Source organism: Streptosporangium sp. NPDC000509 (assembly GCF_042898365.1).
Lineage (GTDB): Bacteria > Actinomycetota > Actinomycetes > Streptosporangiales > Streptosporangiaceae > Streptosporangium.
In genome coordinates this window covers 13,868-39,067 of record NZ_JBIAYX010000036.1, presented here as the reverse complement: position 1 = coordinate 39,067, position 25,200 = coordinate 13,868, and the positions used below count along the sequence as shown (strand labels likewise).

Below are 25,200 nucleotides of genomic sequence, written 5' to 3'. Positions count from 1 at the left end.
CAAACCTCAGACCCACAGCAACACCAGCTCCACCCAAAGCATCACCCGAGGGGGGTCCGGCACCAGCCGGGCCCCCCTCGGCCATTCCCCCACCGAATCCGGCCTTCTCGTAGAAGGCTCCCCGAGCGTGCAGACGACAGCCGGCCTCTGAGAGAACGTCTCTCCCTCTTCACGAAAACCTCCTCACGAGGGCCGCGCCAACAGGACGGCGCTCAGTGAAGATCGAGCTCAGGCGGAGTCGAGCTCCCTCACCCTCTCGTTCAGCTCCACCACGAACCGCTCGGCGGCGTAGGGCTCCAGCCTGCGCCGCAGGTCGGCGACGTACGACCGCGTCCTGGCCGACTCCAGGCCCTTCGCAAGCTCCAGCGCCTCCACCGCGACGGAACAGGCCTCCTCCAGCTCCCCCGAGGCGAGCAGCCCGGCCGAGAGCAGCGACAGGTTGAACATCCGCCCGCGTACGTAGCGCCCGTCCATCTCCAGCGAGCGTCTCGCGTGCCCCACCGTGCCCGGCCCGTCGCCAAGGTCGCGGAAACAGTGCGCGATCTTCGCCGCCAGGTAGGCCTCGTCGAAGTAGGAGATCCAGTCGGGCTCGTGGCCGGCCCTGCGCCGGTCGAAGGAGAGCTCGGCCTCGTGGAGGGAGCTCGCGCACGCCGCGCGGTCGTCCAGTGCCGCGTGCGCGTGGGCCTCCAGCACGTGCGTCTCGGCGAGCAGCGCGAAGATCCCCGCCCGCCGGGCCGAGAGCTGGGCCGCCCTGGCCAGGTCGAGCGCGTGGGCGGGCTGTCCTATGTATATGGCCTGGTGGCTCATCCCCGCGAGGATCTCGCCGCCGAGCCCGTGGTCGCCCGCCCCGCGCGCCAGGCGCAGCGCCTGGATCAGGTAGCGCTGGGCCAGGCCGTGCTGCTCCAGGTCGTAGGCCATCCATCCGGCCAGCCGGGTCAGCTCGGCGGCGGCCGAGGCCAGCGCCTTGCCGGTGTTCTCGGCATACGAGCCGTCAGCGAGGAGCGGCGCGACCGACGTGTCCAGATATTTCACGACAGCGGGACGGACTCTTCCGCCGCCGAACCTGTTGTCCAGCTCACCAAAAGACCGGGTGACCTCCCGGATCGCCGCGATGTCGTCCATGCCGACGCGCCGGGTGCCCTGCCCCTCGGGGCGGCCCTCCAACGGAAGGGTGAGCCAGCGCAGCGCCCCGGCGGACCCGGCCCCGATCGCGAAGGTGGAGTCGAGTAAGAACCTGCGTCTCTCCACGTCCCCGCGCCACAGTGCTGTCACGGTCGAGATTCCCTCCTGCCACGTGTGGTCGAACTCCTGCCCGAGGTCGAGCGGCGTCAGAACGGCCGACAAGCCGAGATCCTCGGGGCTCACGGCCCTGCCGAGCCGGAGCGCGAAGATCTCGGCGAGCAGTCCGGTGACCGGGTCCCTGGGCCGTTGGCCCGCGATCCAGCGCAGCACGGAACTGTGGTCGTACCTCAGACCGGACAGGCCACGAGCCGCGCCGAGATCGTTGAGCCGGCGGGCAAGCCCCTTGTGGGTGAAGCCCGCCTCGGCGATGAGCCTCTGGAGTAGTCGGTTGGGCTCGCGTTCCATAGCTCCCCTCACCGCGAGAACCGTCTGCGTGCCGACGACGCGCGCGATCCGGCCGTGCGCGCACCGGCCACCTGATGCACGCCTTACGTACATAGGTAACTGAGGGCTCTTTTTATAGCACGATCCGTGACGAACGTCGGGGTTTCCGGAAAGCACCGACGCCCCTCGCCGTTCGGGCGAGGGGCGTCGGTGATCACGCTGCCGGTGAGGTGTCCCTGGAGCCGAGCGGCCCCTCCGACGAGGTGCCCCCGGAGGCGAGCGACCTCTCCGATCCGGGAACCGTTCCGGGAACCGTCCGTGACCTGTGCGGTGTCTCCTAGAGGCGGGCGACCCCGTCGGCGCGGGCCTGCGCGGCGACCGCGGCGATGACCGCCGGGGCCACGCGCTCGTCGAACGGGCTGGGAATCACGTAGTCGGCCGAGAGGTCGTCGTCCGCGACCACCCCGGCGAGCGCCTCGGCCGCGGCGACCTTCATGTTCTCGGTGATCGTGGTGGCGCGCACGTCGAGCGCCCCGCGGAAGACGCCGGGGAAGGCGAGCACGTTGTTGATCTGGTTGGGGAAGTCGGAGCGGCCGGTCGCGACCACCCGCGCGTACTTGCGCGCGATCTCCGGCCGCACCTCGGGAGTGGGGTTGGACAGCGCGAAGACGATCGACTCCGAGGCCATCGACGCGATCGCCTCCTCCGAGACCGTCGAGCCCGACAGCCCGACGAACACGTCGGCCCCCGCGAGCGCCTGCTCGGTGGAACCGCGCAGGCCCGCCCTGTTGCTGTCGCGCGCCAGGGCCTCCTTGATCGGGTTGAGCCCGTCGCGACCCTCGTGGATGAGCCCCTTGGAGTCGGCGACCGCGATGTCGCCGATGCCGGCGTTGAGGAGGATCCTGCTCACCGCGATCCCGGAGGCGCCGGCGCCGGCGACCACGACCCGCAGGTCTCCCAGCGAGCGGCCGGTCAGCCGTGCGGCGTTCTTCAGCGCGGCCAGCGCGACGATCGCGGTGCCGTGCTGGTCGTCGTGGAAGACGGGGATGTCGAGGATCTCGCGCAGCCGCGCCTCGACCTCGAAGCAGCGGGGCGCGCTGATGTCCTCGAGGTTGATCCCGCCGAAGGAGGGGGCGAGCCGGACGATCGTCTCGACCAGCGCGTCCACATCGGTGCAGTCGAGGCAGATGGGCACCGCGTCGACGTTCGCGAACTGCTTGAACAGCAGCGCCTTGCCCTCCATCACCGGCATGGCGGCGGCGGGCCCGATGTCTCCGAGACCGAGCACCGCGGTGCCGTCGGAGACCACGGCGACCACGTTGGAGATCCAGGTGTAGTCCTTGGCCAGCTCGGGCTCGTCGGCGATCGCGCTGCAGACCCTGGCCACACCCGGCGTGTAGGCGAGTGCCAGGTCGTCGGCGTCGCGGACCGGGACGGTGGAGCGGACCTCCAGCTTGCCGCCGCGGTGCAGGGCGAAGGCCGGATCCAGATCGAGGGCATCGAGAGATTCGAGAGAGACGGAGGATGGCGTGACGGCCACAGCGACCCCTGTAGTTCATGTCAGACAGACGGATGTTTCCTTCGGAGGCGGCCGGAGGAGCCGTCCCGGGCTTCGGTAGCCGCTCGGGGCCTGCTCACTGGGCACGGTCGCCAGGAGGGGTACGGGGGTCACCCGTTGCTCGATTGTGCCACATGTTGAGACTGCCTCCGCTGGAGGAAGTCCACTCACTTTCGCCGTCCGGGTGTTAGCCTCACCACATCGTGTAATACTCGAAATCCATGCCGCCTCTTACATCGACGGATCCCCAGATGGACCTCACCTCCTACGCGGAGCTGGCCGTACTACTGATCAACAGCCCCGACCGGCTCACCGGCCTCGAAGGGCTGCGTCTGCTTCTGGAAGAGGGCGGCCGCTACCGGCCAGGCTGCCGGATCACCAGGAGTGACCTGGAGGCCCTGCGCGACCTGCGCGAGGAGTTGATGATCGTGTTCGAGACCGCGGAGGCCGGCGACGAGGAAGCGGTGGTCGACCGGCTCAACTCGCTGCTCATCCACCACCCGGTCCAGCCGCAGATCTCCGGTCACGACGGCGAGCGCTGGCACATGCACCTCACCGAGGGAGGCCGGATGGCCGACCAGTACGCGGTGGGCGCGGTGATGGGACTCGCCACCATGATCACCGACCTCGGCGTCGACCGGCTCGGCCTCTGCCAGGCGCCGCCCTGCCGCAGGGCCTATCTCGACACCTCCTCCAACCGGTCGCGCCGCTACTGCTCCGAGCGGTGCGCCAGCCGGGCCAACGTCGCCGCCTACCGTGCCCGTCAGAAGGTCGTCAGGTAGAGCTACCTGGCCCGCCAGAGACCCGGCCAGTAGCGCAGCACCACCCGGCCGACGATCGCGGACGCGGGCAGCGCCCCGAAGTCCCAGCTGTCGCGCCGCCCCGGCGCGCGCTGGTTGTCGCTCTCCAGCCACCAACCGCCGTCCGCCTCCCACGCGGCGCGCTTGACGATGAGCACGGCGGGGTCGGACGGCAGCCGGGCGACGACCAGGTCGCCGGGCCGCACGACCGCGCCGCGCCGTACCCAGAGCCAGTCTCCCGGCCGCAACGCGGGCAACATCGACTCGCCCGCGACACGGACTCTCATCGAGCGTAACCCCCTCCCACGCGGGCATTCGGAGACGAGTAAGGTCGTTAACCGGACCATTCTGAACCTGGCATCAAGGAAGGATTTCCGATGCTCGCACGACTTATGCGCCCCAAGCACATCGCCTCCGCGCACTGCGACCTGCCCTGCGGTGTGTACGACCCGGCCCAGGCCCGCATCGAGGCCGAATCCGTCAAGGCCATCATGGAGAAGTACGCGGCGAACGAGGACCCGGTCTTCCGCTCCCGCGCGCTCACCATCAAGGAGGAGCGGGCCGAGCTGGTCAAGCACCACCTGTGGGTGCTGTGGACCGACTACTTCAAGCCCCCGCACCTGGAGACCTACCCGCAGCTGCACCAGCTGTTCTGGGAGGCCACCAAGCTCGCGGGCGCGGCCGGCGGCAAGGGCACGGTCGACGTCGCCAAGGCCGACGAGCTCCTCGGCAAGATCGACGACATCTCCAAGATCTTCTGGGAGACCAAGGCCGCTTAAAACCCTCACAACGATGTCGTGAGGGGGCACCGGTGGTCCGGATCGAGGAAACGTCCCCGGGACGCCCCTTGATCCGGATCGGGGCCCGCGAGGAGGGCCGCCGTCACGGCGTCCGGGTCGCGACGCCGGTCGTCCGGCAGGCCGAACACCGGCGCGTCGGCGCCGTGCGGTCACCGCCCAGGGCCGCGATGCGCCGGAGCCGTCATTAAAAACAGTGCCCTTTTTGCGTATCTTCATGGGCTCTTGACGGTGGCAAATCGCCCCGATCGCGAGTCCAAGCGGGCCAACCACCGTCTCAGGGCTGTAGGTTGCAGTCAGCGACTCTGCGAGGAGGAACGTGACCGAACACACCGAGGCGCCCGCGGTCGGCATGGGCGGGATCCGTGACGTGGTGAGCGTCCGGCTGCCGGCGACGAGCGCCTATCTGTCCGTGCTGCGTACGGCGACAGCCGCACTCGCCGTACGGCTGGACTTCACGCTGGACGAGATCGAGGATCTTCGGATCGCGGTTGACGAGGCGTGTGCGATGCTGCTGACCCAGGCTGTTCCCGGCACAGATCTGACCGCCGAGTTCGAGCTCACCGGGCAGTTGATGAAAGTGCGGGTCGAGGTCAGCACAGTGGGGAGCACGCCTCCGAAGCGCGACGACTTCGCGTGGATGGTGCTCACCGCCCTGGCTGACGATGTGGATGCCGTAACCGACTCCCCCGACCGTATGGCGATCGTCCTCCGCAAGCGCCGAGGCGCGGCGAGGCCGGCGTGACGGAAAGGACTCGTGCCATGGCCGCCAGCGACCACGCGGTGCCCGACCGGGTGCGTGCGCGCCTGCTCTTCGCGGAACTGGTGGAGTTGACCTCCGACGACCCGCGGCGTCAGCGCATTCGCGACGAGCTCGTCGAGCTCCACCTTCCCCTCGTCGAATACCTCGCCCGCCGGTTCCGCAACCGGGGTGAGTGGCTGGACGACCTCACCCAGGTCGCGACCATCGGGCTGATCAAGTCGATCGACCGCTTCGATCTCGGCCGCGGGGTGGAGTTCTCCACCTACGCGACCCCGACGATCGTGGGCGAGATCAAACGCCACTTCCGTGACAAGGGCTGGGCGGTCCGCGTGCCACGCCGCCTGCAGGAGCTCAAGCTCTCGCTCACCAAGGCGATCAGCGAGCTCTCCCAGCGGGAGGGGCGCGCGCCGACCGTGGCCGAGCTGGCCGCGTTCCTGAAGATGAGCGAGGAGGAGGTGCTCGAAGGGCTGGAGTCGGCCAACGCCTACTCCACGGTCTCCCTCGACGCGCCCGACTCCGGCGACGACGACGCGCCGGCGGTGGCCGACTCCCTCGGGATCGTGGACGACTCCCTGGAGGGCGTCGAATACCGCGAGTCGCTCAAGCCTCTGCTGGAGCGGCTGCCCCCGCGTGAGAAGCGGATCCTGCTGCTGCGTTTCTTCGGCAACATGACGCAGTCGCAGATCGCCACCGAGCTCGGCATCTCCCAGATGCACGTGTCCCGGTTGCTCGCCAGGACCCTCGCCCAGCTCCGGGAGGGCCTCACCGTCGACGACTAGCGAGAAGGCTGGTCGTGGTCTCCGTAGAGGGCGTGTGTCGTCGGCGGGGACAGCAGCGTGACCAGTCCGATCACCGCGAGGACGATCAGCGAGACGCCGATCACCCGCTGGTCGGACTGGATCATCGTGACCGAGACCGGGATGGCGAAGATCTGCGTCAGCACCCCCGGGCTCCGCGACCATCGCTCCGAGTGGAGCATTCCCCAGCCGACCCAGAGCAGGGCCGCGCCGATGATGATCCCGAACGCGGCGACGGCGATCGAGGTCATCACGTCGGACGGCCGGCCGATCACCGTCTCCACTCCGGCGTAGCCGCCGAGGAGCAGGACGGTCGCGCCTTCCAGTGCCATGACGGCGGCGGCGACGGTGAGGGTCATCGGACGGTTCGACACGGGGCAACCCTATCGCCGGGTATGGTCGCCCGGCTCTTCCCCCACCCCGGCCCCGTTCCCCGTCCCCCGCGGTCCCCCGCGGTCCTCCCGCACCGTTCCCCGTCCCCGCGCATCGGCCTTCTCCTTCCGCCGCCTCAGCCCGGTTTCCGGCGGATACGCTGAGGTCATGCGCGCGATGCTCCTGGTGAATCCGAAGGCGACGACGACCAACCAGCGAACCAGGGACGTTCTCATCAGAGCGCTGAGCGCGACGATGAACCTCACCGTCGAGGAGACGGCCTACCGGGGGCACGCGATGCGGCTCTCCCGCAAGGCGCACGCCTCCGGCTACGACGCGGTGGCCGTGCTGGGCGGTGACGGCACCATCAACGAGGCGGTGAACGGGCTGCTCGACCCGGTGGACGGCAAGGCCGGCGACGAGGGCAGCTCGATCGACAGGCCCGCGCTGCTCGCGATCCCCGGTGGCAGCGCGAACGTCTTCGCGAGGGCCCTGGGCCTGCCGAACGACCCGGTCGAGGCGATGGGGGCGATCCTGGAGGCGATCCGCGACGACCGGAGGCGGACCGTCGGACTCGGTCAGGCGATCTGGGGTGACCACAGTAGATATTTCACGTTCTGTAGTGGTCTGGGGTACGACGCAGAGGTGATCAGGGCGGTCGAGGGGATGCGGGGCACCGGCCGCAAGGCGACACCCACCCGCTATGTGAACACCGCGTTACACCACTATCTGTCGACCGACAAACGTCACCCGCCGATGACCGTCGAGGGCCCCGAGGTGCCGCGGACCGGCGGCATCTTCATGGCCGTCGTCTCCAACACCTCCCCGTGGTCCTACATCGGCCCCCGGCCGGTCTCCCCGACCCCGTGGGCGAGCTTCGAGACCGGGCTCGACCTCCTGGGCCTGCAGCGTCTCGGCCTGCCCTTCATGCTCCAGCTGATGCCCCAGATCCTCGGTGAGCGCGACACGCTGCCGACGGGTCGCCACCTGGTGCAGCTCCACGACGAGAAGGAGTTCACCCTGAGCGCCGGGCGCCCCGTGGCGTTCCAGCTGGACGGGGACTACCTGGGAGAGGTCGAACGAATAACGTTCCGTTCTATCCCCGACGCGTTACAGGTCTTGGTCTAATCGGTTACGTGCGAGCCTGTGTGACGCATCCGACATCCATTTCAGGCAAAACGTTCCCCCAAACCTCTTGCGTGTACTAAGCGTGGCTGACAATCTCAAGATGACGTCGGAACGTAGGACCTTTGAGCGACCACCTCGCTCCCAGGCCACCGGCGATCAAGTGAACAGTCCCCCGACCCGGACCACGGGCCGGGGATCCGTTCGCGCTGATTAGTGAAACTCTTCACAAAGTGAGCCGCCGGAGCCGACGCAAGGGCTCCTCTTACGAAGGAGTGGACGCATGGACTGGCGCCACCGAGCCGCCTGCCGTGACGTGGACCCCGAGCTGTTCTTCCCGATCGGCAACACCGGCCCCGCCCTGATGCAGATCGAGGAAGCCAAGCAGGTCTGCAGTACGTGCAGCATCAGCGAAGCATGCCTGAAGTGGGCCCTGGAATCCGGGCAGGACGCCGGTGTCTGGGGCGGCCTGAGCGAGGACGAGCGACGCGCGCTCAAGCGCCGCACGGCTCGTGCCCGCGCCCGCGCGAGCGTCTGACCCTCCGCGCCTACCCTTCCGTCTCCCCCGGCCGGGCGACGAGCACGTCCCCGGCCCGGTGAGCCCTCTTTCCGCCCCGGGCGACAAGCACGTCCCCTCGCGAGAACGCGACCCGACGCGCTCCCCCTCCCCCGCTCAGACCGCGGGGAGGGGGATGCTCAGGCTCACCTCGGTCCCGCCGCCCTGGCGTGGCTCGATGGCGAGACGCCCGGACAGCTCACCCACCACCAGGGTACGGACGATCTGCAGGCCGAGACTGGTGGCCTGGTCGAGATCGAAGTCCTCCGGCAGCCCGCTGCCGTCGTCGGACACGATCACATCCAGCCGCTCGGCACCGCGTGACACGATCACTTGGAGCTTGCCCTGACGCTGCGCCAGCCCGTGCTGAACCGCGTTCTGCAGCAGTTCGGTGAGGACCATCGCGAGCGGCGTCGCGATCTCCGAGCGCAACACCCCGAACGCCCCGACGCGGGACGGCACCACCTGCGCCTCAGGGGCCGCGACCTCCCCCGTCATCGCGATCACCCGGTCGGCGATGTCGTCGAAGTCGACCTGCTCCTCGGGCGTGTGCGAGAGCGTCTCGTGCACGATCGCGATCGACCCGACCCTGCGCACCGCCTCCTCCAGCGCCTCCCTGCCCTCCGGCAACTGCATCCGCCTGGCCTGGAGCCGCAGCAGCGCGGCCACGGTCTGCAGGTTGTTCTTCACCCGGTGGTGGATCTCCTTGATGGTGGCGTCCTTGGTCATCAGCTCCCGCTCACGGCGCCGCAATTCGGTCACGTCCCTGATGAGCACCAGCGCGCCGATCCTCCCGCCGCCGACGACCAACGGGATCGCCCGCAGCTGTACCACCGTGCCGCCCGACTCCACCTCCGTCTCCTTGGGCTCCCGCCCGCTCGCGACGAGCATCAGGTTCTCGTTGATGGGCTCGTCGGAGTAGCAGAGCGTCGCGGTCGTACGGCCCAGCTCCGCGCCGACCAGATCGGCGTTGAGGCCCAGCCGCCGGTAGGCCGACAGCGCGTTCGGCGAGGCGTACGTGACACGGCCCGCCCGGTCGAGCCTGAGCAGCCCGTCGCCCACCCTCGGCGAGCGGACCAGGATCGGCTCGGCGCCGGAGAACGGGAAACGGCCCTCGGCCACCATCTGGGCCAGGTCGGAGGCGCTCTGCAGGTAGGTCAGCTCCAACCGGGAGGGGGTGCGCGCGGAGGAGAGGTTCGTCGAGCGCTGGATGACGCCCAGGAAGTGGTCGGCCCTCCGCACCGGAATGGTCTCCTCACGGACCGGCACCCCGCTCGACCAGTCGGGATCGCCCTCGCGGCAGATGCGCCGCTCGTTCCAGGCGGTCTCCAGGAGCGGCCTCTCCCCCTTGGCCGCCGTCATGCCCACGATGTCGTCGTGGTAGACCGTCGGCCCCGTGGTGGGCCTCATCTGCGCGATCGCGATCCAGCCCGTGCCCTCCTTCAGGGGGATCCACAAGATCAGGTCCGCGAAGGAAAGGTCGGCGAGGAGCTGCCAGTCGGACACCAGCGAGTGCATCCACTCAAGGTCCGCATCGTCGAGCGCGGTGTGACGAACCGCCAGGTCGCTTAGAGTCGGCACCCGTGCATCATGCGTTCTTTGCAGGCCCGAACGCGAATCGGGTGAGTCCGGCTGGAAAGATGCCGCCTATGGAGCAGACCCCCGATCCGCTGGCCCGGTTCCGCACGGCGGCGGCCACGAGGGAGGCGGCGGGGCTGCGGCGGGTCCTGCGCGCCCGCACACCCGACGACGACGGCCTGATCGACCTGGCCTCCAACGACTACCTCGGCCTGGCCAGGGACGAGCGGTTGGTCGAAGCGTCCGTGGAGGCCACCCGCGCCTGGGGCACGGGTTCCACGGGCTCCCGCCTGGTCACGGGCTCCACGGCCCTGCACGCACGCCTGGAGGCGCGTCTGCGCGCCTTCACCGACGCGCGGGGCGCCCTGGTGTTCTCCTCCGGCTACCTGGCCAACCTGGCCGCCGTCGCGGCCCTGGGCAGGGACGCCCTGGTGGTCTCCGAGGCGGGCAACCACGCCTCCATCGTGGACGCCTGCCGGCTGTCGCGCTCACGGGTCGTGGTCGCTCCGCACCGGGACACGGTGGCGGTGGAGAAGGCGCTCGCCGACCGGGACGAGGAGCACGCGATCGTGGTCACCGACGCGATCTTCTCCGTGGACGGCGACCTGGCGCCGCTTGAGGAACTGCACGCGGCGACGGTGCGCCAGGGCGCGCTGCTGATCGTCGACGAGGCGCACTCGATCGGGGTCGTCGGCGCTCGCGGGCAGGGCGCGGTGCACGCCGCGGGGCTCGCGGCCGAACCGGGTGTTGTGAGAACGATCACACTGTCGAAGTCCCTGGGATCGCAGGGCGGAGCCGTGCTCGGCGCGCCCGAGGTGATCCAGACCCTCGTGGACACGGGACGCTCGTTCATCTTCGACACCGGGCTCGCGCCGGGCAGTGTGGCGGCGGCACTCGCCGCCGTCGATATCCTTCACCATCAGCCCGAACTGCCGGGACTTGTCCGGACCAGGGCGAGGGAGTTGGCCGCGATGGCCCGCGATCTCGGCCTGGAGACCGGCGATCCGGCGGGCGCGGTCGTCCCCATCGTGCTCGGCCCGCCCGAGACCGCGCTTCGGGCCGCCCTCGTCTGCGCGGAACACGGGGTGCGCGCCGGATGCTTCCGGCCGCCTTCGGTGCCGGTCGGCCGCTCTTGCCTGCGGTTGACGGCACGGGCCAATCTGAGTTCCGATGATCTAGCGGTGATCCGGGGTGCACTCACCGCCGTGGCCGAGATGAAGGTGACCATGTGAGCGACGACTCCCCGCGGATCCCGAAATACTACGACGTCAAGCGCAGCCTGCTCAGCCTCACCAAGAGCCTGCCCGCGGGCAGCGCCCTGCCACCGGAACGGGCCCTCGCGGTCCGCTTCGAGACGTCGCGCACGACCGTGCGCCAGGCCCTGTCCGAGCTCGTGGTCGAGGGCCGCCTGGTGCGCATCCAGGGCAAGGGGACGTTCGTCGCACAACCCAAGGTCGCCCAGGTCCTCCAGCTCACCTCCTACACCGGGGACCTGCGGACCGTCGGCCTCGAACCCGACACCAAGATCCTCGACATCAGCTACGTCACCGCCGACGAGGCGCTCGCCCGCCGCCTGGCGATCAACGCCGGCGGCCGCGTGCTGCGCCTGCACCGGCTGCGCCTGGCCAACGGCGAGCCGATGTCGATCGACACCACCCACCTGTCGGCCCGGCGCTTTCCCCGCCTCAGGCGGGAGCTGGAGATGCACTCCTCGCTGTACGAGACGCTGTACAACGCGTACAACGTGCGGCTGACCGACGCCGAGGAGATCATAGAGACCGTGCTCGCCACCCCGTACGACGCGCAGGTGCTCAGTGTGGACGTCGGCCTGCCGATGCTCCTGCTCACCCGGCACGCCTTCGACGCGGACGGCAACCCGGTCGAGTGGGCCCAGTCGCTGTACCGGGGAGACCGCTACAAGTTCATCACCCGCCTGCGCCGCCCCTGAGGCACACCCGAGCCGCGCCTAAGGTGAGACAGGTGAGCATTCTCGTGGTCACCGGGACCGACACCGGGGTGGGAAAGACGGTCGTCACCGCGGCGGTGGCCTCGCTCGCCAGGGAGCGGGGCTCCTCGGTCGCGGTGGTGAAGCCCGCGCAGACCGGGGTGTCCGGCGCCGACCCCGGCGACATGGACGACGTCATCCGGCTGTCCGGGGTGGGGACGACCTTCGAGCTGGCCAGGTATCCCGCCGCGCTCTCCCCCGCGGCGGCGGCCCGCCTGTCCGGCCTGCCGCCGGTCTCCGTCGCGCGGACCGCGGCCCGGATCGAGGAGCTGGCCTCCTCGCACCGGCTGGTGATCGTCGAGGGGGCGGGCGGGCTGCTCGTTCGCTTCGACGAGGAGGGGGCGACCCTCGCCGACCTCGCCCGCGCGCTCTCGGCACCGGTCCTCCTGGTGGTCAGGGCCGGGCTCGGCACCCTCAACCACACCGCGTTGACGCTGGAGGCGATGGCCCACCGAGGGCTGGAGCCCGCCGGGGTGGTGATCGGCTCCTGGCCGGCCGAGCCCGGCCTCGCCGAGCGGAGCAACGTGGCGGACCTGGAGATGCTGGCCGCCCGGCCGCTGGCGGGCGCCCTCCCCGAGCGAGCCGGGCTGCTGGAGCGCAACGCCTTCGCCCGCGCGGCCCGCTCGGGGCTGGGCCCCACGCTGGGTGGGGGCTTCGACCCCGCTTCCTTCCGGGCCACCCTTAGGCTTTCCCCGTAGCCGTAGCCGCGGCCCATCTCCCCGCTGGAGGTATCAGATGAGCGACATCCTCGAGATCGCCCGGACGCAGGTGCTTGAGGAGGGCCGCGGGCTCGACGCGGCGCAGGCGCTCCGTTGCCTGGAGCTTCCCGACGACCGTCTCGACGAGTTGCTCGCCCTCGCCCACGAGGTGCGGATGAAGTGGTGCGGCCCGGAGGTGGAGGTCGAGGGCATCGTCTCCCTCAAGACCGGCGGCTGCCCGGAGGACTGCCACTTCTGCTCGCAGTCCGGGCAGTTCTCCTCCCCGGTCCGCGCCGTCTGGCTCGACATCCCCTCGCTGGTCGAGGCCGCCAGGGAGACCGCGGCGACCGGTGCCACCGAGTTCTGCATCGTGGCCGCCGTACGGGGTCCCGACCGGCGCCTGATGGACCAGGTCCGCGAGGGGGTGAAGGCGATCCGTGAGGCGGTCGACATCAACGTGGCGTGCTCGCTCGGCATGCTCACCCAGGAGCAGGTCGACGAGCTGGCCGAGATGGGCGTGCACCGCTACAACCACAACCTGGAGACCGCGAGGTCGCACTTCGAGAAGGTCGTCACCACCCACACCTGGGAGGAGCGCTGGGACACCTGCCTGATGGTGCGCGAGGCCGGGATGGAACTGTGCTGCGGCGGCATCGTCGGCATGGGCGAGACCCGGGAGCAGCGGGCCGAGTTCGCCGGCCAGCTCGGCGAGCTGGCGCCCGACGAGGTCCCGCTGAACTTCCTCAACCCGCGCCCCGGTACCCCCTTCGAGTCCTTCCCGCTGCTGGAGGGGCCGGAGGCGCTCAGGACGATCGCCACCTTCAGGCTCGCGCTGCCCCGCACGATCCTGCGCTACGCGGGCGGCCGCGAGCTGACCCTGGGCGACCTGGGCACCCGTGAGGGCATGCTCGGCGGCATCAACGCGATCATCGTCGGCAACTACCTGACCACCCTCGGCCGTACGGCCGAGGCGGATCTGGGCCTGCTGGTGGACCTCAAGATGCCCATCAAGGCGCTCTCCGACACCCTCTGAGACCCCCTCGAAGCCTCGCGCGGGCTCGCGGAGATCACCCTCACCCTGTTCGGGAACATCTCGGAGCCTCGCGGGCTCGCGGAGACGCGAAGGTCCCCGCGAGCCGGATCTCACCCGGCCCCTGCCGGACTCCCACCGGTCCTCGTCCCACCCCCGGGGGTCCGCACTCCGCCTGTACCGGCCCCCGCCGATCTCCGTCCCACCCCGGCGGGTCCGCGCTCCGGCCCGCACCGGACCCCCGTCGACCCCGTACGGCCCGTAAGGCGCCCGCCACCAGGCGTTGGGCGGTTCGATTCCCGACAGACGCGATATGTGCCGGCCGCATTAGGCGATGGGATCGGGGCAGGGAGAACAATCCCTGTCCGGCTAAGTGACTGACTGGTAGGTTGCGCGATATGGAGTCTCCCAAGCACGCAGGTGACATAGCGGTCGCCGTCTCCAAGGCATACGGCATCGAGACCATGTTCACCCTGTCCGGCGGGCATATCTTCCCGCTTTACGACGGTGCGGTCCACGAGGGCATGCCCATCCTGGATGTCCGCCACGAGCAGAGTGCCGTCTTCGCCGCGGAGGCGACCGCACGGCTGACGCGCAAACCCGGGTTGGCCGTGCTCACCGCGGGCCCCGGCATCACCAACGGCGTCAGCGGGGTGGCCACCGCGCACTTCAACGGCTCCCCCGTCGTGGTGATGGGAGGCCGTGCCCCGCAGTCGCGCTGGGGGTCGGGCGCGTTGCAGGAGATCGACCACCCGCCGCTGTTCGCCCCCATCACCAAGCTGGCCTTCACCGGCTCCGGCGCCGACTCCATCGCCCAGGACGTGGAGATGGCCTTCCGTACGGCCCTCGCCCCGCACCGCGGCCCCGTCTTCCTCGACTTCCACATGGATCACCTCTTCTCGGCCGCGCCCCCGCTCGAGGAGGCCCCCGAGACGCTGACCCCGTCCCCGCTGGAGCCCGACCCCGACGCGCTCGCCTCGATCGCCCAGCTGATCGCCGAGGCCCGGCACCCGGTGCTGGTGCTCGGCTCCGACGTGTGGATGGACCGCGCCGAGGAGGTCGCGAGGAGCTTCGTCGAGGAGTACCGCCTGCCGGTCGTCCCCAACGGCCAGGGCCGCGGCATCCTGCCGGCCGGTCACGAGCTGCTGGTCACCCGGGCGAGGGGAATGGCGTTCTCGCAGGCCGACCTGGTGATCGTGGCGGGTGCCCCGATCGACTTCCGCCTCGGCTACGGCTGGTTCGGCGGCAAGGACGGCGCCCCGCTCGCCAAGGTCGTGCACCTGGCCGACGCGCCGTCACAGCTGACCACGCACATGGATCCCGTCGCCGTCGCCGCCGGCGACCTCTCGCTGCTCTTCTGGAGCCTCGGCGCGGCCTGCGCCAACGCGGGCGTCTCTCCCAAGACCTACGCGCCCTGGGTCGCGCAGCTGTCCGAGGCCGCCTCGGCCGCCGTCGCCGCCGACGTCGACCTGCTGGAGTCCGCGTCCGACCCGATCCACCCGATGCGCATCTACGGGGAGCTGGGCAAGGTCCTCGCCGACGACGCCGTGGTGATCGGCGACGGCGGCGACTTCGTCTCGTACGCGGGCAAGTACGTCGAGCCGCGCCAGCCGGGCAACTGGCTCGACCCGGGCCCGTACGGCTGCCTGGGCACGGGCTTGGGCTACGCCATCGCCGCCAGGATCGCCCGTCCCTCCTCGCAGGTGGTGCTGCTGCTCGGCGACGGCGCGGCCGGCTTCTCGCTGATGGACGTCGACACGCTCGTGCGGCACCGCCTGCCCGTCGTGATGATCTGCGGCAACAACGGCATGTGGGGCCTGGAGAAGCACCCCATGCAGATGCTCTACGGCTACGACGTGGCCGCCGAGTTGCAGCCGCAGTGCCGCTACGACCAGGTGGTGACCGCCCTCGGCGGCGGTGGCGAGCTCGTCACCGACCCGTCGGAGATCGGCCCGGCCCTGCGCCGCGCGTTCGACTCCGGTATCCCCTACATGGTCAACATCGCCACCGACCCCTCGGTGGCCTACCCCCGGCACACCACGGGCATCTGAAGGAGCGCCACCGGGCTCGCGCACGCAGGACCGAAGAGGTCTTCTCCGGTGCGCGAGCCCGTCGGCACACCACCGGAAACCGAGGCTCGCCCGTCGTCGTCGCGCGAAGCCGGTGCGCCGACACACGCCCCTGCCGTCCGCAGACCAACGGCAAGAACGCTTCGCTGGATGAAGTGGGCCTTACCTACGGCCCTACGCCGGCAACGACGAGCACACAGCGGCTCTGAAGGAGTTTCCGCCCGCCTGCGACCACCATCGATCCACACCGCCCTCGGAGGCCGGCCGCCGATCACCCGCGTCGACAACCCCGCGGGTCGATACGGCTAGGGCTTGCCCGTCGCGGTCGGGGTGGGCGTCGGCGGACAGTGCACGGGGGCGATGATGACCTCCACCGGCTTGGACGGGTCCCACATCGTGTCCGCGGCCGGGAGGGACTCGACCACCTCGGTGCAGTGCTCGGGTTTGACGTCGGCGCTGTAGGTGCGCTTCACCTTGAAACCCGCCTGCTTGAGCGCCGCCTCCGCCGCCTCCGGCTTCATGCCGACGGTGCCGGGGACCCTCTTCTTCGGCAGCGGCGTCGGGCTCGGGGTCGGTGTGGGGGTGGGAGTCGGTTTCGGCGGCTTCGTGACCGTCGGGGTGGGCGTCGGCGGCTCGTCCTCCTCGGCGGGCTTCGGGGTGGTGGTGCGTCTGGTCGGCCGCGTCACCGTCGGGGTGGGCGTGAGCGTCCTGCGGGTGTGCCTCACCGTCGGCGGCTTCGTCTCGTCGACGGTGGGTGTGGCCACCGGCGGCTCCACGGAACTCGCCGTCTCCTTGGAGGCCGCCATCCCGTTGATCGCCACCGCGACGAGACCCGCGCACATCACGGCCGCGACCGCCGCCGACGCGACCAGCACGCTCTTGCTCCTCGGCTTCTGCGCGCCGCGGCGTCCGCGACCCTGCGCGACCGCCTCGGATCCCACCGTCGGCGAGGTGGAGGGCTGCGCGCCTCCCTGCCAGCCACCGGTCGGAGGCTGGGCGCCCTGCCAGTTTCCCGCCGGACTCTGGGCTCCCTGCCAGCCCGTCTGCGGAACGGCCGATCCCTGCCCCTGCCAGCCGGTCTGTTCCTGCGGGCCGCCCTGGGGTGCCTGCGTCTGCCAGCCGGTCTCCGGCGGCCCCGCCTGCCGCGCGGACGCCGACAGCGTGTCGCCGCCCTCCGTGCCGAAGGCGGCCTGCCTGGCGGCGGCGCTCATCGCCGCGGCACTGGGGAAGCGCCGGGCCGGATCCTTGGCGAGGGAGCGCTCCACAAGTGCCCTCACCGCGGGCGGAACGTCCGGCGGCAGCGGCGGCGGCGTCTCGCGGATGTGCTTGAGCGCGATCGTGACGGGCGTGTCGCCGTCGAACGGGCGCTGCCCGGCCAGGCACTCGTACGCCACCACGCCCAGCGCGTAGATGTCGACGGCCGGTGTCACGGGCGCGCCCTCGGCCTGCTCGGGCGCGCAGTAGGCGGCGGTGCCGAGCACCATGCCCGCGTCCGTCAGCCGGCTGGCGGAGTCGGATCTGGCGATGCCGAAGTCGGTGAGCACGAGGGTGCCGTCCGACCGCACCAGCAGGTTGCCCGGCTTGATGTCCCGGTGGACGATGCCCTGGTCGTGGACCGCCTGCAGCGCCGAGGCAGCCTGGGCGATGAGATCCATCGCGGCCCCCGGGGCGATGCGCCGCAGCCGCCCGAGCAGGCGGTCCAGCGGCTCGCCGTCGACGAACTTCATCACCAGGTATGCCGTCGCCCCCGCGCCGGGCACCTCGTGAACCCCGTAGTCGTACACGTCGACGACCCCGGGGTGGTTGATCGTCGCCATCGCCCTGGCCTCGCCCTGGAAGCGAACCAGGAAGCCCGGGTCGTCGGTACGGCCGGGAAGCAGCACCTTCACGGCGACGGTGCGAGCCAGGACGATGTCCTCGCCCTTCCACACCTCGCCCATACCGCCGGCCCCAATGCGGGTGCTTAGGCGATACCGCCCCGCCAGCGTCGTGCCCTGGGCCACCATGGCTCCCCCGTAACCCTCTTCACTCCTACCTCAGAGCTCTCCAACAAAGCGGATCCGCGTCGCGGCACCATCACGGCGCTGTAACGAAACCCTGCATGCCGCATGGCTCACAAACGAGATGCGTGCCGTAGCATCGCACAAAACCCAGCACTTTTAGGCGTACTTATCCACCTTGCAGGCTCTTGCGCCCAAAGCCGCCCGAAAATCACAGAGGAAACAATCAACGCGGGCGCCACGGCGTCACCCCAAGACATCCGGGACGAACTCCGCAAAATCCTACAAGGCTCGGCAAAGAACGTGTGAGTCGGGGTGAAAGCGGGCGGCGTCAGCCGCTCGTGGTGCCGTGTTCGGCGCAGCGCGCGGACCAGCCGCCGGGGGTCACCTGCACCACCATCCGGCGGCGGCAGCGAGAACAGTAGCGGGGTGGCTCCATCGCGCGGGCCGACAGACACGCGGCGTGGTCTGCCTCACCCTCCGGGCGCCCGCAGTGGTCGCAGTACGAGGTCACGAGACCAGACCCTATGCTGACGCGCATGACGCTCGCTCCCGGTCTGCAGGCACGGCTGCTCATCATGGTGGAAAGAGGGGACACCGCGACGAAGGTCGGCAGCGGTGACGTCCCCGTGCTCGCCACCCCCCGCCTGCTCGCCCTCGCCGAGCGGGCCACCGTCCAGGCGGTCGCGGGTGCCCTGACTCCGGGCCAGACCTCCGTCGGCACCCGCGTCTTTCTGGAGCATCTGGAGGCCAGCCCGGTCGGCACGCATGTCGAGATCGCCGTCGAGCTCACCGAGGTCGACGGGCGCCGCCTGGTCTTCGGCTTCACCGCCCGCGACCGGACATCCGTCGTCGCCTCGGGAACGATCGAGCGCGTGGTCGTCGACCGTGAGCGCTTCCTCGCCCGGCTCGCCCGCGACGGTGGGACTACTCGATAACGGCGATCAGGTCGCCCTCCTGGATGACGTCGCCCTCGGCGACCTTCAGCTGGGAGATCACGCCGGCGTCCTCCGTGAGGACCGGGATCTCCATCTTCATCGACTCAAGGATGATCAGGGTGTCGCCGTCCTCGACGGGGTCACCCTCGGACACGAGGACCTTCCAGACACTCGCCACCATCTCAGCGCGGATCTCGACCACCGGAAACTCCCATCGTTCAACGTCTCTCAACTGTGTCAGAAAAAGCTGATCACGCCCGCCTAGGAGGGCACCAGTCCCGAGTCGTAGTTTCCGCCGACGAACTCCTGCCACTCCTGCCGCTCCAGCGCCGTTCCAGCGCCGCTCCAGTGCCGTTCCGGCGGCTCGGCGGGTCTCTCACGGAAACCCGGCACGGTCTCGCGGGCGCCCGCGTCGACGTGGCCCCGCGCGAGCGCCTCGTCGGTCTCCGTGGCGAACGGCGGGCCGATCCGGCGAGAGGTCTAGAGCCGGTGGATCGGAGCCAGCCTGTCGATCACCCGGGCCATCGCCTCGACGACCGTCGGGTCGTACTCCTGACCCACGCCCAGCCGGAGCCGTTCGAGGGCGGCGCCCGCCCGGTCGCGGTCGCTGGAACCGCCGACGAGGTCGTCGTAGGCGTTGGCCGCCTTGATGATGCGGCTCGCCATCGGAGGCGCCTCCGCGCAGGTGTCACACTGGCGGCGGACGATCTCGGCCACCCGGTCGAGCACCCCGGTCTGCCTGATCACCTCCGCCCCCAGTTCGGCGATGCGCCGCGCCTGCTCGGGGTCGGTGAGGACCGTCGCACCGCCGGGAATGGGATCGCGCAGCGACAACTGGCCGATGTCGTGCATGAGCGCGGCGTACTCGAGCTCCAGCAGCTCGGGCTCCGCCATGCCCAGCTCCCGCCCCACCGCCACCGCCAGGCGGCTCACCCGGCGGGAGTGCCCCGGCTCGACGTACCCGCCGACCTCGGTGACCCGGGACAGCGCCCGTACGGTCTGCAGGTAGGTGGCCCTGATCCCGGCGTACTTACGGAAGGCGACCTGAGTGACGAGCAGCGGCGCCGCGAAGACCAGCAGCGCGGTCATGCCCATGCTGTGCGAGGCGAGCGCGAGCAGGATGCCGGAGGCGGCCACGGCCGCTCCCAGCGGCGCGGCCATCCGCAACTCGTCGCGGACGGCCACCTTGAGGGCGGCACGCACCTGCTCGGCCCGCAGCACGGCGGCGAGCAGCACGTCGACCATCACCATGATCAGGATGAGCAGGGCCATCACGCCGAGCGCGGGCCACCAGCCGCTCTCCCCTCCCCCCGCGAGGTCGGACAGCGGCCCCGCCAGCGGCCGGTAGGCCAGCGCCAGCAGGGCACCGGTGAAGAGCCTGCGCGCCATCCCGTCCAGCTGGGGCGGGCGACCCACCGCGAGGTGCGGCAGCGCCCCCGCCACCATGCCGACCGACAGCACCGCGACGACCTGCAACGCCGAATGCAGGGTGGGGACACCCCCCATGTCCAGCAGGAGCGTGTAACCGAGGGCGGCCGCCGCGCCGATCGGGGCCACCTCCCTGTTGCCGGGCATGGTGAGCCTGACCAGCTCGCCGATCGCGATCAGCGCGCCGAAGGCGACGGCGATCTGAGGGTCGAGCAGGCCGGTCGCGGCCGTGTGGGCCACCCCGGCCACCGCCACGAGTCCCGCCGCGCAGATCAGCAGGAGCTGTCCCGAGTCGAGCGTCCGGAGAACGCGGCCGGTGCCGGAGCCGTTCAACGTTCGGACACCACCTGGATGGGCATGGTCGGGTCGTCGTGGTCCTTCGCGGTCGTCTCCGTCACGTCGGCCGGGGGCGTGACGACCGTGCGCGGCGGCTCCCAGCCGTGCCGGTCGACGGCCTTGACGAACGCCACCACCATCACCGGGTCGAACTGGGTGCCTGCGCCCTTGCGCAGCTCGGTCATCGCCACCTCGCGCGAGCGGGCGTTGCGATAGGAGCGGTCGGAGGTCATCGAGTCGAAGGCGTCGGCCACCGCGATGATCCTGGCGAACTCCGGGATCTCGTCGCCCGCCAGCCCCATCGGGTAACCCTTGCCGTCCTGCCGCTCGTGGTGGTGCATGATCCCGGCGAACGCCTCGTCCAGGAAGTCGATGCCGCGCACGATCTCCAGCCCGCGCATCGGATGGAGCTGGATGGCGGCGAACTCCTCCTCGCTGAGCGGGCCGTCCTTCTGCAGCACCTTGGTCGGCACGCCCAGCTTGCCCACGTCGTGGAGCATCCCCGCGTAACGGATCGCGCGCAACCGCTCCGATCCCATGCCGATCTCCTCGGCGATCATGCCCGCGGCCTTGGAGACGCGGGTGCAGTGGCCACGCGTGTAGTAGTCCTTGGTCTCCACGGCCTGGCAGAGCGCGGCGATCGTCGCGTCGTAGGAGCGCTGCTGCGCGAGATACTGGCCGAAGGCCCAGCGGGCCACGAAGAGCGGGAGCAGCACGAGCACCGCGGAGATCGAGTTGACCGTGGCCCACAATCCGGCGATCAGCAGGCCGAAGGTGGCGTAGCCGAAGTAGGAGACCATGAACTGGGCCACGCCCCGCAGCGGCACCTGGTCGGCCTGACCGGTGAGCTTCAGCACGAGCGCGATCAGCACGAAGTTGAGGGGCACGAAGACGGCCGCCGCGCCCGCGAACGGCACGATGATGTCGTCGAACCCGGCGACGGTCGGCACCCCCGGCCTGCCGCCGAGCCACACGTAGACCCCGCCGGCGACGTAGCCGCAGATGGCGAACTGGGCGCTGTTGAACAGCCGCTTCACCAGTGGCAGGCCGGGCCGCACGCTGAACATCGCCGTCATGCCGACCAGCGCCGCTCCCTCCGGGCCGAGCAGCACCACCGCGGCGAGCACGGCGGAGAAGCTGACCGACACCGCGGCCTGCCGGACGTGCAGCAGGGTGGGCACCGACTCGCACACCAGGAACAGCAGAGCCAGGACCATGAGGTTGGACCAGTCGAGCAGATCCAGCCCGCCGCCCGAGACCACGTTGTATCCGAGCAGCGCGAACGCGGCTCCGATGACAAGGATCAGATAGACCTTGGCAAACCACGGCAGTCCACGCAAAGCGGCCACCTTAGGGTTCCTAAAGGGCGCGTGCTCAGGTCCAGGAAATCCCAGGAAAGACTGAGGTGACCGTTTCCTTCAACATGCGCTGCCTCCACGTTGATTTCGCACCCAGGCTATCGAAGCGAACCTGCCCAGGAGGGCGAGACGACCAATCGCAAGCAAAGCGTAATCAAGCAATCACTGTGAGCCATGAATATCCGGAGTATCGGGTTTCGGAGCCGCGCCAATGATCGCGCCGGCCACCCGAGCGGGCGCACGGGATCCTTCGCGTCGGATCGCGCCGGGGTGATCGGCACTCGCCGCGCGGACGGACCTGTGATCGGCACTCGCCGCGCGGACGGATCTGTGATCGGCACCTGACAGGCGGACGGGCACGCGGGATCCTTCGCGTCGGATCGCGCCTGAGTGATCGCCACCTGCCACGCGGACGGGTCTGTGATCGGCGCTCACGCCGACGGTCTCCCGGAGGCCTTTCGCGTCACAGGCTCGCGAGCCTGCTCCTCGCCCAGTCGACGGTGCTCTTCAGCCCCACGGCCAGCTCCGTCTGGGGACGCCAGCCGAGCCCCTCGAAAGCAGGAGCCGGGTCGACGGCCATCGCGGGGAGGTCACCCAGGCGCGCCGGGGCCTCGCCCGGCTCGTCGGCGACACCCGCCGCCTCCGCGATCAGGGAGTGCAGCCTCCGGTCGGTGGTCTGGACGCCGGTGCCCAGGTTGAACCGGCCACCGCCGCCCTCGGTGCCGCAGGCGCGGGCGAGGCCGTCCACCACGTCGTCGACGAAGATGTAGTCGCGGGTCTGGGTGCCGTCGCCGTACACCACTGTGGGGGTGCCGTTGAGCAGCGCGTCGGTGAAGATGGCGACCACCCCCGCCTCGCCGTCGGGCGACTGGCGCGGGCCGTAGACGTTGGAGAGCACCAGGGTGGTGTAGTCGATGCCGTGGAGCGCCTTGAACGTGGCCAGGTAGGTCTCCGCGCTCAGCTTGGAGGCCGCGTACGGGGAACGCGGGTCGGTCGCCGCGCCGCCGGGGACCGGGATGACCGCCGGCCTGCCGTAGACCGCGACCGAGGAGGCGAAGACGACCTTGCGGGTGCCTCCGCGGTGGGCGGCCGTCAGGACCGACGCGGTGCCCTCGACGTTGAGCCGCGCGTCATGGACCGGGTCGGCGACGCTCTTGCGCACGCTGATCTGCGCGGCGAGGTGGCAGACGACCTCGGGCCTCCACTCGGCGGCGAGGCCGATCAGGGCCGGGTCACGGATGTCCATCACGTGCAGGGCGAACAGGGGGTTCCTCGCGGCGCCGACCAGGTTGCCGTGATCACCGCCCGACAGGTCGTCCACGGCCGCCACCTCGTGCCCGTCGGCCAGCAGCCGGTCGACGAGGGTGGATCCGATGAATCCCGCCCCGCCGGTCACGAGTATGCGCATGGTGAACCCCCATCGTCGTACGCCCAAGGCCGTACGACAGATCCTAGGAGGTCAGCGAGCCAGTTCGGAGCGCACCTGGTCGATACGGCTGAGCACCTTCGCCCTCAGGTCGGCCGAGACCTGGTCGCAGCCGCAGTGTTTGGCGACGAGCTGCTTGACGACCTGCTCCAGGCCGTACTCCTCCAGGCAGGGGTGACACTCGTCCAGATGCACGCGGATCTCGGCACAGTTGCTCTCGTCGAGCTCACCGTCGAGGTAGGTGTAGACCTTGTCCAGAACCTCGCGGCAGTCGGTGTCGTGGTGATCGCCGCAGCTCACGCGATCACCCCGCCCCTGGCCGAGAGGCCCGTGCCGACGGGTTCGTCGTTCCTGTCTCGCGCACTCACTTCGCACCCTCCGCGGGAACCAGGCCACGCTCGCGGGCGTAGTCCTCAAGTTGGGTCCGCAACTGGCGGCGGCCACGGTGCAGCCGCGACATCACGGTCCCGATGGGGGTCCCCATGATGTCGGCGATCTCCTTGTACGGGAAGCCCTCGACGTCGGCGAGGTAGACCGCGATGCGGAACTCCTCGGGAAGCGCGGCCAGCGCCTGCTTCACGTCGGTGTCGGGGAGATGCTCGAGCGCCTCGATCTCCGCCGACTTCAGCCCCGCCGAGGTGTGCGACTCGGCCCTGGCGAGCTGCCAGTCCTCGATCTCCTCGGCGCCCGACTGCTTGGGCTCCCGCTGCTTCTTGCGGTAATTGTTGATGAAAGTGTTCGTCAGGATCCGGTAAAGCCACGCCTTGAGGTTCGTGCCTTGCTGGAACTGGTGAAAAGACGCGAAGGCCTTCGCGAAGGTCTCCTGAAGAAGGTCCTCGGCGTCCGCGGGGTTCCGGGTCATCCGAAGCGCGGCGGAGTAAAGCTGGTCGAGATAGGGCATGACATCCCGCTCGAACCGTGTGCTCCGCTGCTCCAGAGTCTCCTCGTCTGTCGCAGGGACCTGACCCACCCCCTTAAGATCGCCGGAGTCCTGCTGACGCGGGACACCGTACTGAGCGGAGAATACCCGCTCGACGGGGATAGGCCGATCACCGGGGCGGGTGACGGGTTCGATCAAGGCGAGCATCTGCTTGCCAACCTCCGAAAGGATCGTGCGTTGTCCGCTTGCAACACACCCGCACTGTCATCTGTTCCCGCAAGATAGAAGGTGACGAACGACCCGGTACGGGGAAAAAGAAGATACGTACCGGCAGGTAGTTGAAAGACCACCGGATCCTCCCGACGCCAGGAGCTGCTTGTGCTGCCCATCCCGGCCGAAGAGCTGAACGGCTCAGGTGCGCTCGGGCCGTACTGGACCTTTTACCACGCGGTCGTGGCCGAGCAACTGAGCCGATGGCTGCCGGAAAAACCGTCCACCGTCCTCGACATGTCCTGCGGGGACGGCCGCTGGGGTGTCCAGGCGGCGAAGTCGGGACATCGGGTGGTCGAGGTGGTCGACTTCCGCAGGCCCACGGACGGCCAGCCGCCGCACGACATCTCCAGGGTGAGCCAGGTGCGCGCCGACGACCTGCGCTTCCTGCCCGACAGCAGCGTGGACGCCGTGCTCGCCGAGGAGCGCGCGATGTCGGTGGAGCTCATGGCCGAGTCCGCGATCGACGACGTCGCCCGGGTCCTGCGCCCCGGCGGCCGTGCCCTGGTCTGCGTCGACTCCCTGGTGCTGGGGATGGCGATCCTCGCCGAGCAGAACTACTGGGCCCATCTGCGCCAGACCGGCGAGGTCATGCTCGTGCCCTGGCCCGACGGCAGCATCACCCGCTGCTTCAGCAGCGCCCAGCTCCGCGAGCTGCTCACCGACGCCGGGCTGGAGGTCGAGTGGATACGGCCCCGCACGGTGCTGTCCCCCTCGACGGTCGACCACGTGCTCGCCTCCGACTCCCGCGCGCTCACCTGGCTGGTCAACACCGAGCTGGACACCCATCCGGACGACGACGACACGGTGGGCATCCACCTGGTGGCCAGCGCCCGGCGCCCCTAGCGGG

Annotated in this window: 27 protein-coding genes; 13 read left to right on the top strand and 14 right to left on the bottom strand. The window is 70.1% G+C overall.

The window, feature by feature from the left end; genetic code table 11:
* Nucleotides 1-228: 228 nt before the first annotated feature.
* Together ACFY3D_RS39130 and ACFY3D_RS39125 are read right to left on the bottom strand one after the other, a co-directional pair.
* The gene (locus ACFY3D_RS39130; protein ID WP_389989534.1) at nucleotides 229-1,587 is read right to left on the bottom strand and encodes a hypothetical protein; all 1,359 of its coding nucleotides are present in this window, start codon (nucleotides 1,585-1,587) and stop codon (nucleotides 229-231) included.
* A 316-nt stretch (nucleotides 1,588-1,903) separates the two neighbouring features.
* Nucleotides 1,904-3,106 (bottom strand): NADP-dependent malic enzyme, encoded by a 1,203-nt coding sequence (locus ACFY3D_RS39125; RefSeq protein WP_350949764.1) that lies wholly within the window; start codon nucleotides 3,104-3,106, stop codon nucleotides 1,904-1,906.
* Nucleotides 3,107-3,375: 269 nt separating this feature from the next.
* On the opposite strand from ACFY3D_RS39125, the gene ACFY3D_RS39120 reads away from it, so the two are divergent.
* The gene (locus tag ACFY3D_RS39120; protein WP_389780382.1) at nucleotides 3,376-3,906 is read left to right on the top strand and encodes a CGNR zinc finger domain-containing protein; all 531 of its coding nucleotides are present in this window, start codon (nucleotides 3,376-3,378) and stop codon (nucleotides 3,904-3,906) included.
* A gap of 2 nt (nucleotides 3,907-3,908) precedes the next feature.
* On the opposite strand, the gene ACFY3D_RS39115 is transcribed toward ACFY3D_RS39120, so the two are convergent.
* A complete protein-coding gene (locus tag ACFY3D_RS39115) occupies nucleotides 3,909-4,211 on the bottom strand; it encodes a S24 family peptidase (RefSeq protein WP_389989532.1) in 303 nt (100 codons plus the stop codon).
* Nucleotides 4,212-4,301: 90 nt separating this feature from the next.
* Between ACFY3D_RS39115 and sodN the strand changes: the two genes are divergently transcribed.
* The 3 genes from sodN to ACFY3D_RS39100 all read left to right on the top strand — a co-directional run bounded on the left by sodN (nucleotide 4,302) and on the right by ACFY3D_RS39100 (nucleotide 6,263).
* Complete coding sequence (gene sodN / locus ACFY3D_RS39110) at nucleotides 4,302-4,703, top strand: superoxide dismutase, Ni (RefSeq protein WP_350949767.1); 402 nt, start codon at nucleotides 4,302-4,304, stop codon at nucleotides 4,701-4,703.
* 337 nt (nucleotides 4,704-5,040) lie between these two features.
* On the top strand, nucleotides 5,041-5,466 hold the full coding sequence (locus ACFY3D_RS39105) for an anti-sigma factor (RefSeq protein WP_030924831.1): 426 nt from the start codon (nucleotides 5,041-5,043) through the stop codon (nucleotides 5,464-5,466).
* A 17-nt stretch (nucleotides 5,467-5,483) separates the two neighbouring features.
* Nucleotides 5,484-6,263: an RNA polymerase sigma factor SigF gene (locus tag ACFY3D_RS39100; protein WP_344893659.1), complete on the top strand. Its 780-nt coding sequence runs from the start codon at nucleotides 5,484-5,486 to the stop codon at nucleotides 6,261-6,263.
* Here the strand turns inward: ACFY3D_RS39100 and ACFY3D_RS39095 are convergent.
* A complete protein-coding gene (locus ACFY3D_RS39095) occupies nucleotides 6,260-6,655 on the bottom strand; it encodes a hypothetical protein (protein WP_362907151.1) in 396 nt (131 codons plus the stop codon). The two genes, ACFY3D_RS39100 and ACFY3D_RS39095, sit on opposite strands and share 4 nt — an antisense overlap.
* A 166-nt stretch (nucleotides 6,656-6,821) precedes the next feature.
* Between ACFY3D_RS39095 and ACFY3D_RS39090 the strand changes: the two genes are divergently transcribed.
* Together ACFY3D_RS39090 and ACFY3D_RS39085 are read left to right on the top strand one after the other, a co-directional pair.
* A complete protein-coding gene (locus ACFY3D_RS39090) occupies nucleotides 6,822-7,781 on the top strand; it encodes a diacylglycerol kinase family protein (RefSeq protein ID WP_350949770.1) in 960 nt (319 codons plus the stop codon).
* Between the two features lie 280 nt (nucleotides 7,782-8,061).
* On the top strand, nucleotides 8,062-8,316 hold the full coding sequence (locus ACFY3D_RS39085; protein WP_389989529.1) for a WhiB family transcriptional regulator: 255 nt from the start codon (nucleotides 8,062-8,064) through the stop codon (nucleotides 8,314-8,316).
* A 135-nt stretch (nucleotides 8,317-8,451) separates the two neighbouring features.
* Here ACFY3D_RS39085 and ACFY3D_RS39080 read toward each other — a convergent pair whose 3' ends face one another.
* Nucleotides 8,452-9,915, bottom strand: a complete 1,464-nt coding sequence (locus ACFY3D_RS39080) for a sensor histidine kinase (RefSeq protein ID WP_389989527.1) — start codon at nucleotides 9,913-9,915, stop codon at nucleotides 8,452-8,454.
* Nucleotides 9,916-9,974: 59 nt separating this feature from the next.
* Here ACFY3D_RS39080 and ACFY3D_RS39075 point away from each other — a divergent pair, with 59 nt between their 5' ends.
* From ACFY3D_RS39075 to ACFY3D_RS39055, 5 genes are all read left to right on the top strand, one after another.
* Nucleotides 9,975-11,144, top strand: coding sequence for an 8-amino-7-oxononanoate synthase (locus tag ACFY3D_RS39075; RefSeq protein WP_389989525.1), 1,170 nt, complete (start codon nucleotides 9,975-9,977; stop codon nucleotides 11,142-11,144).
* Nucleotides 11,141-11,860, top strand: coding sequence for a GntR family transcriptional regulator (locus ACFY3D_RS39070; protein ID WP_350949774.1), 720 nt, complete (start codon nucleotides 11,141-11,143; stop codon nucleotides 11,858-11,860). Before ACFY3D_RS39075 ends, ACFY3D_RS39070 begins: the two co-directional genes overlap by 4 nt.
* Nucleotides 11,861-11,892: 32 nt before the next feature.
* Nucleotides 11,893-12,615, top strand: a complete 723-nt coding sequence (gene bioD / locus ACFY3D_RS39065; protein WP_389989523.1) for a dethiobiotin synthase — start codon at nucleotides 11,893-11,895, stop codon at nucleotides 12,613-12,615.
* A 37-nt stretch (nucleotides 12,616-12,652) separates the two neighbouring features.
* Nucleotides 12,653-13,648 (top strand): biotin synthase BioB, encoded by a 996-nt coding sequence (gene bioB, locus ACFY3D_RS39060; RefSeq protein ID WP_350949776.1) that lies wholly within the window; start codon nucleotides 12,653-12,655, stop codon nucleotides 13,646-13,648.
* A 395-nt stretch (nucleotides 13,649-14,043) separates the two neighbouring features.
* Nucleotides 14,044-15,696: an acetolactate synthase gene (locus ACFY3D_RS39055; protein ID WP_389989520.1), complete on the top strand. Its 1,653-nt coding sequence runs from the start codon at nucleotides 14,044-14,046 to the stop codon at nucleotides 15,694-15,696.
* A gap of 323 nt (nucleotides 15,697-16,019) precedes the next feature.
* Here the strand turns inward: ACFY3D_RS39055 and ACFY3D_RS39050 are convergent, their stop codons facing one another.
* Nucleotides 16,020-17,720, bottom strand: a complete 1,701-nt coding sequence (locus tag ACFY3D_RS39050; RefSeq protein ID WP_389989518.1) for a serine/threonine protein kinase — start codon at nucleotides 17,718-17,720, stop codon at nucleotides 16,020-16,022.
* Nucleotides 17,721-18,045: 325 nt separating this feature from the next.
* The gene (locus ACFY3D_RS39045) at nucleotides 18,046-18,255 is read right to left on the bottom strand and encodes a hypothetical protein (RefSeq protein ID WP_362521376.1); all 210 of its coding nucleotides are present in this window, start codon (nucleotides 18,253-18,255) and stop codon (nucleotides 18,046-18,048) included.
* Between ACFY3D_RS39045 and ACFY3D_RS39040 the strand changes: the two genes are divergently transcribed.
* Nucleotides 18,254-18,652: a thioesterase family protein gene (locus tag ACFY3D_RS39040; RefSeq protein WP_389989516.1), complete on the top strand. Its 399-nt coding sequence runs from the start codon at nucleotides 18,254-18,256 to the stop codon at nucleotides 18,650-18,652. The genes ACFY3D_RS39045 and ACFY3D_RS39040 overlap by 2 nt on opposite strands.
* Here ACFY3D_RS39040 and ACFY3D_RS39035 read toward each other — a convergent pair.
* The 7 genes from ACFY3D_RS39035 to ACFY3D_RS39005 form a co-directional block, all read right to left on the bottom strand.
* Nucleotides 18,642-18,854 (bottom strand): biotin/lipoyl-binding carrier protein, encoded by a 213-nt coding sequence (locus ACFY3D_RS39035; protein ID WP_389989514.1) that lies wholly within the window; start codon nucleotides 18,852-18,854, stop codon nucleotides 18,642-18,644. The two genes, ACFY3D_RS39040 and ACFY3D_RS39035, sit on opposite strands and share 11 nt — an antisense overlap.
* A 59-nt stretch (nucleotides 18,855-18,913) precedes the next feature.
* Complete coding sequence (locus tag ACFY3D_RS39030) at nucleotides 18,914-19,045, bottom strand: hypothetical protein (protein WP_389989512.1); 132 nt, start codon at nucleotides 19,043-19,045, stop codon at nucleotides 18,914-18,916.
* A gap of 87 nt (nucleotides 19,046-19,132) precedes the next feature.
* Nucleotides 19,133-20,413 carry an HD-GYP domain-containing protein gene (locus ACFY3D_RS39025; protein WP_389989510.1) on the bottom strand — a complete coding sequence of 427 codons (1,281 nt, stop codon included), beginning with the start codon at nucleotides 20,411-20,413 and terminating at the stop codon, nucleotides 19,133-19,135.
* Nucleotides 20,410-21,765: an HD-GYP domain-containing protein gene (locus tag ACFY3D_RS39020; RefSeq protein ID WP_389989508.1), complete on the bottom strand. Its 1,356-nt coding sequence runs from the start codon at nucleotides 21,763-21,765 to the stop codon at nucleotides 20,410-20,412. Before ACFY3D_RS39020 ends, ACFY3D_RS39025 begins: the two co-directional genes overlap by 4 nt.
* 472 nt (nucleotides 21,766-22,237) lie before the next feature.
* Nucleotides 22,238-23,182 carry an NAD-dependent epimerase/dehydratase family protein gene (locus tag ACFY3D_RS39015; RefSeq protein WP_389989506.1) on the bottom strand — a complete coding sequence of 315 codons (945 nt, stop codon included), beginning with the start codon at nucleotides 23,180-23,182 and terminating at the stop codon, nucleotides 22,238-22,240.
* 51 nt (nucleotides 23,183-23,233) lie between these two features.
* Nucleotides 23,234-23,500 (bottom strand): mycothiol system anti-sigma-R factor, encoded by a 267-nt coding sequence (rsrA, locus tag ACFY3D_RS39010; protein ID WP_350949785.1) that lies wholly within the window; start codon nucleotides 23,498-23,500, stop codon nucleotides 23,234-23,236.
* A 64-nt stretch (nucleotides 23,501-23,564) separates the two neighbouring features.
* Nucleotides 23,565-24,101 carry a sigma-70 family RNA polymerase sigma factor gene (locus tag ACFY3D_RS39005; protein WP_386206211.1) on the bottom strand — a complete coding sequence of 179 codons (537 nt, stop codon included), beginning with the start codon at nucleotides 24,099-24,101 and terminating at the stop codon, nucleotides 23,565-23,567.
* 357 nt (nucleotides 24,102-24,458) lie between these two features.
* Between ACFY3D_RS39005 and ACFY3D_RS39000 the strand changes: the two genes are divergently transcribed.
* Nucleotides 24,459-25,196: a methyltransferase domain-containing protein gene (locus tag ACFY3D_RS39000; RefSeq protein WP_350949787.1), complete on the top strand. Its 738-nt coding sequence runs from the start codon at nucleotides 24,459-24,461 to the stop codon at nucleotides 25,194-25,196.
* Nucleotides 25,197-25,200: the final 4 nt, after the last annotated feature.

Coding starts and splice junctions, on each gene's coding strand:
- ACFY3D_RS39090 (WP_350949770.1), top strand. CDS start 6,822: ATGCGCGCGATGCTCCTGGTGAATCCGAAGGCGACGACGACCAACCAG.
- ACFY3D_RS39040 (WP_389989516.1), top strand. CDS start 18,254: ATGACGCTCGCTCCCGGTCTGCAGGCACGGCTGCTCATCATGGTGGAA.
- ACFY3D_RS39085 (WP_389989529.1), top strand. CDS start 8,062: ATGGACTGGCGCCACCGAGCCGCCTGCCGTGACGTGGACCCCGAGCTG.
- ACFY3D_RS39075 (WP_389989525.1), top strand. CDS start 9,975: ATGCCGCCTATGGAGCAGACCCCCGATCCGCTGGCCCGGTTCCGCACG.
- ACFY3D_RS39050 (WP_389989518.1), bottom strand. CDS start 17,720: ATGGTGGCCCAGGGCACGACGCTGGCGGGGCGGTATCGCCTAAGCACC.
- ACFY3D_RS39120 (WP_389780382.1), top strand. CDS start 3,376: ATGGACCTCACCTCCTACGCGGAGCTGGCCGTACTACTGATCAACAGC.
- ACFY3D_RS39130 (WP_389989534.1), bottom strand. CDS start 1,587: ATGGAACGCGAGCCCAACCGACTACTCCAGAGGCTCATCGCCGAGGCG.
- bioB (WP_350949776.1), top strand. CDS start 12,653: ATGAGCGACATCCTCGAGATCGCCCGGACGCAGGTGCTTGAGGAGGGC.
- ACFY3D_RS39045 (WP_362521376.1), bottom strand. CDS start 18,255: ATGCGCGTCAGCATAGGGTCTGGTCTCGTGACCTCGTACTGCGACCAC.
- ACFY3D_RS39015 (WP_389989506.1), bottom strand. CDS start 23,182: ATGCGCATACTCGTGACCGGCGGGGCGGGATTCATCGGATCCACCCTC.
- ACFY3D_RS39055 (WP_389989520.1), top strand. CDS start 14,044: ATGGAGTCTCCCAAGCACGCAGGTGACATAGCGGTCGCCGTCTCCAAG.
- ACFY3D_RS39100 (WP_344893659.1), top strand. CDS start 5,484: ATGGCCGCCAGCGACCACGCGGTGCCCGACCGGGTGCGTGCGCGCCTG.
- ACFY3D_RS39005 (WP_386206211.1), bottom strand. CDS start 24,101: ATGCCCTATCTCGACCAGCTTTACTCCGCCGCGCTTCGGATGACCCGG.
- sodN (WP_350949767.1), top strand. CDS start 4,302: ATGCTCGCACGACTTATGCGCCCCAAGCACATCGCCTCCGCGCACTGC.
- ACFY3D_RS39115 (WP_389989532.1), bottom strand. CDS start 4,211: ATGAGAGTCCGTGTCGCGGGCGAGTCGATGTTGCCCGCGTTGCGGCCG.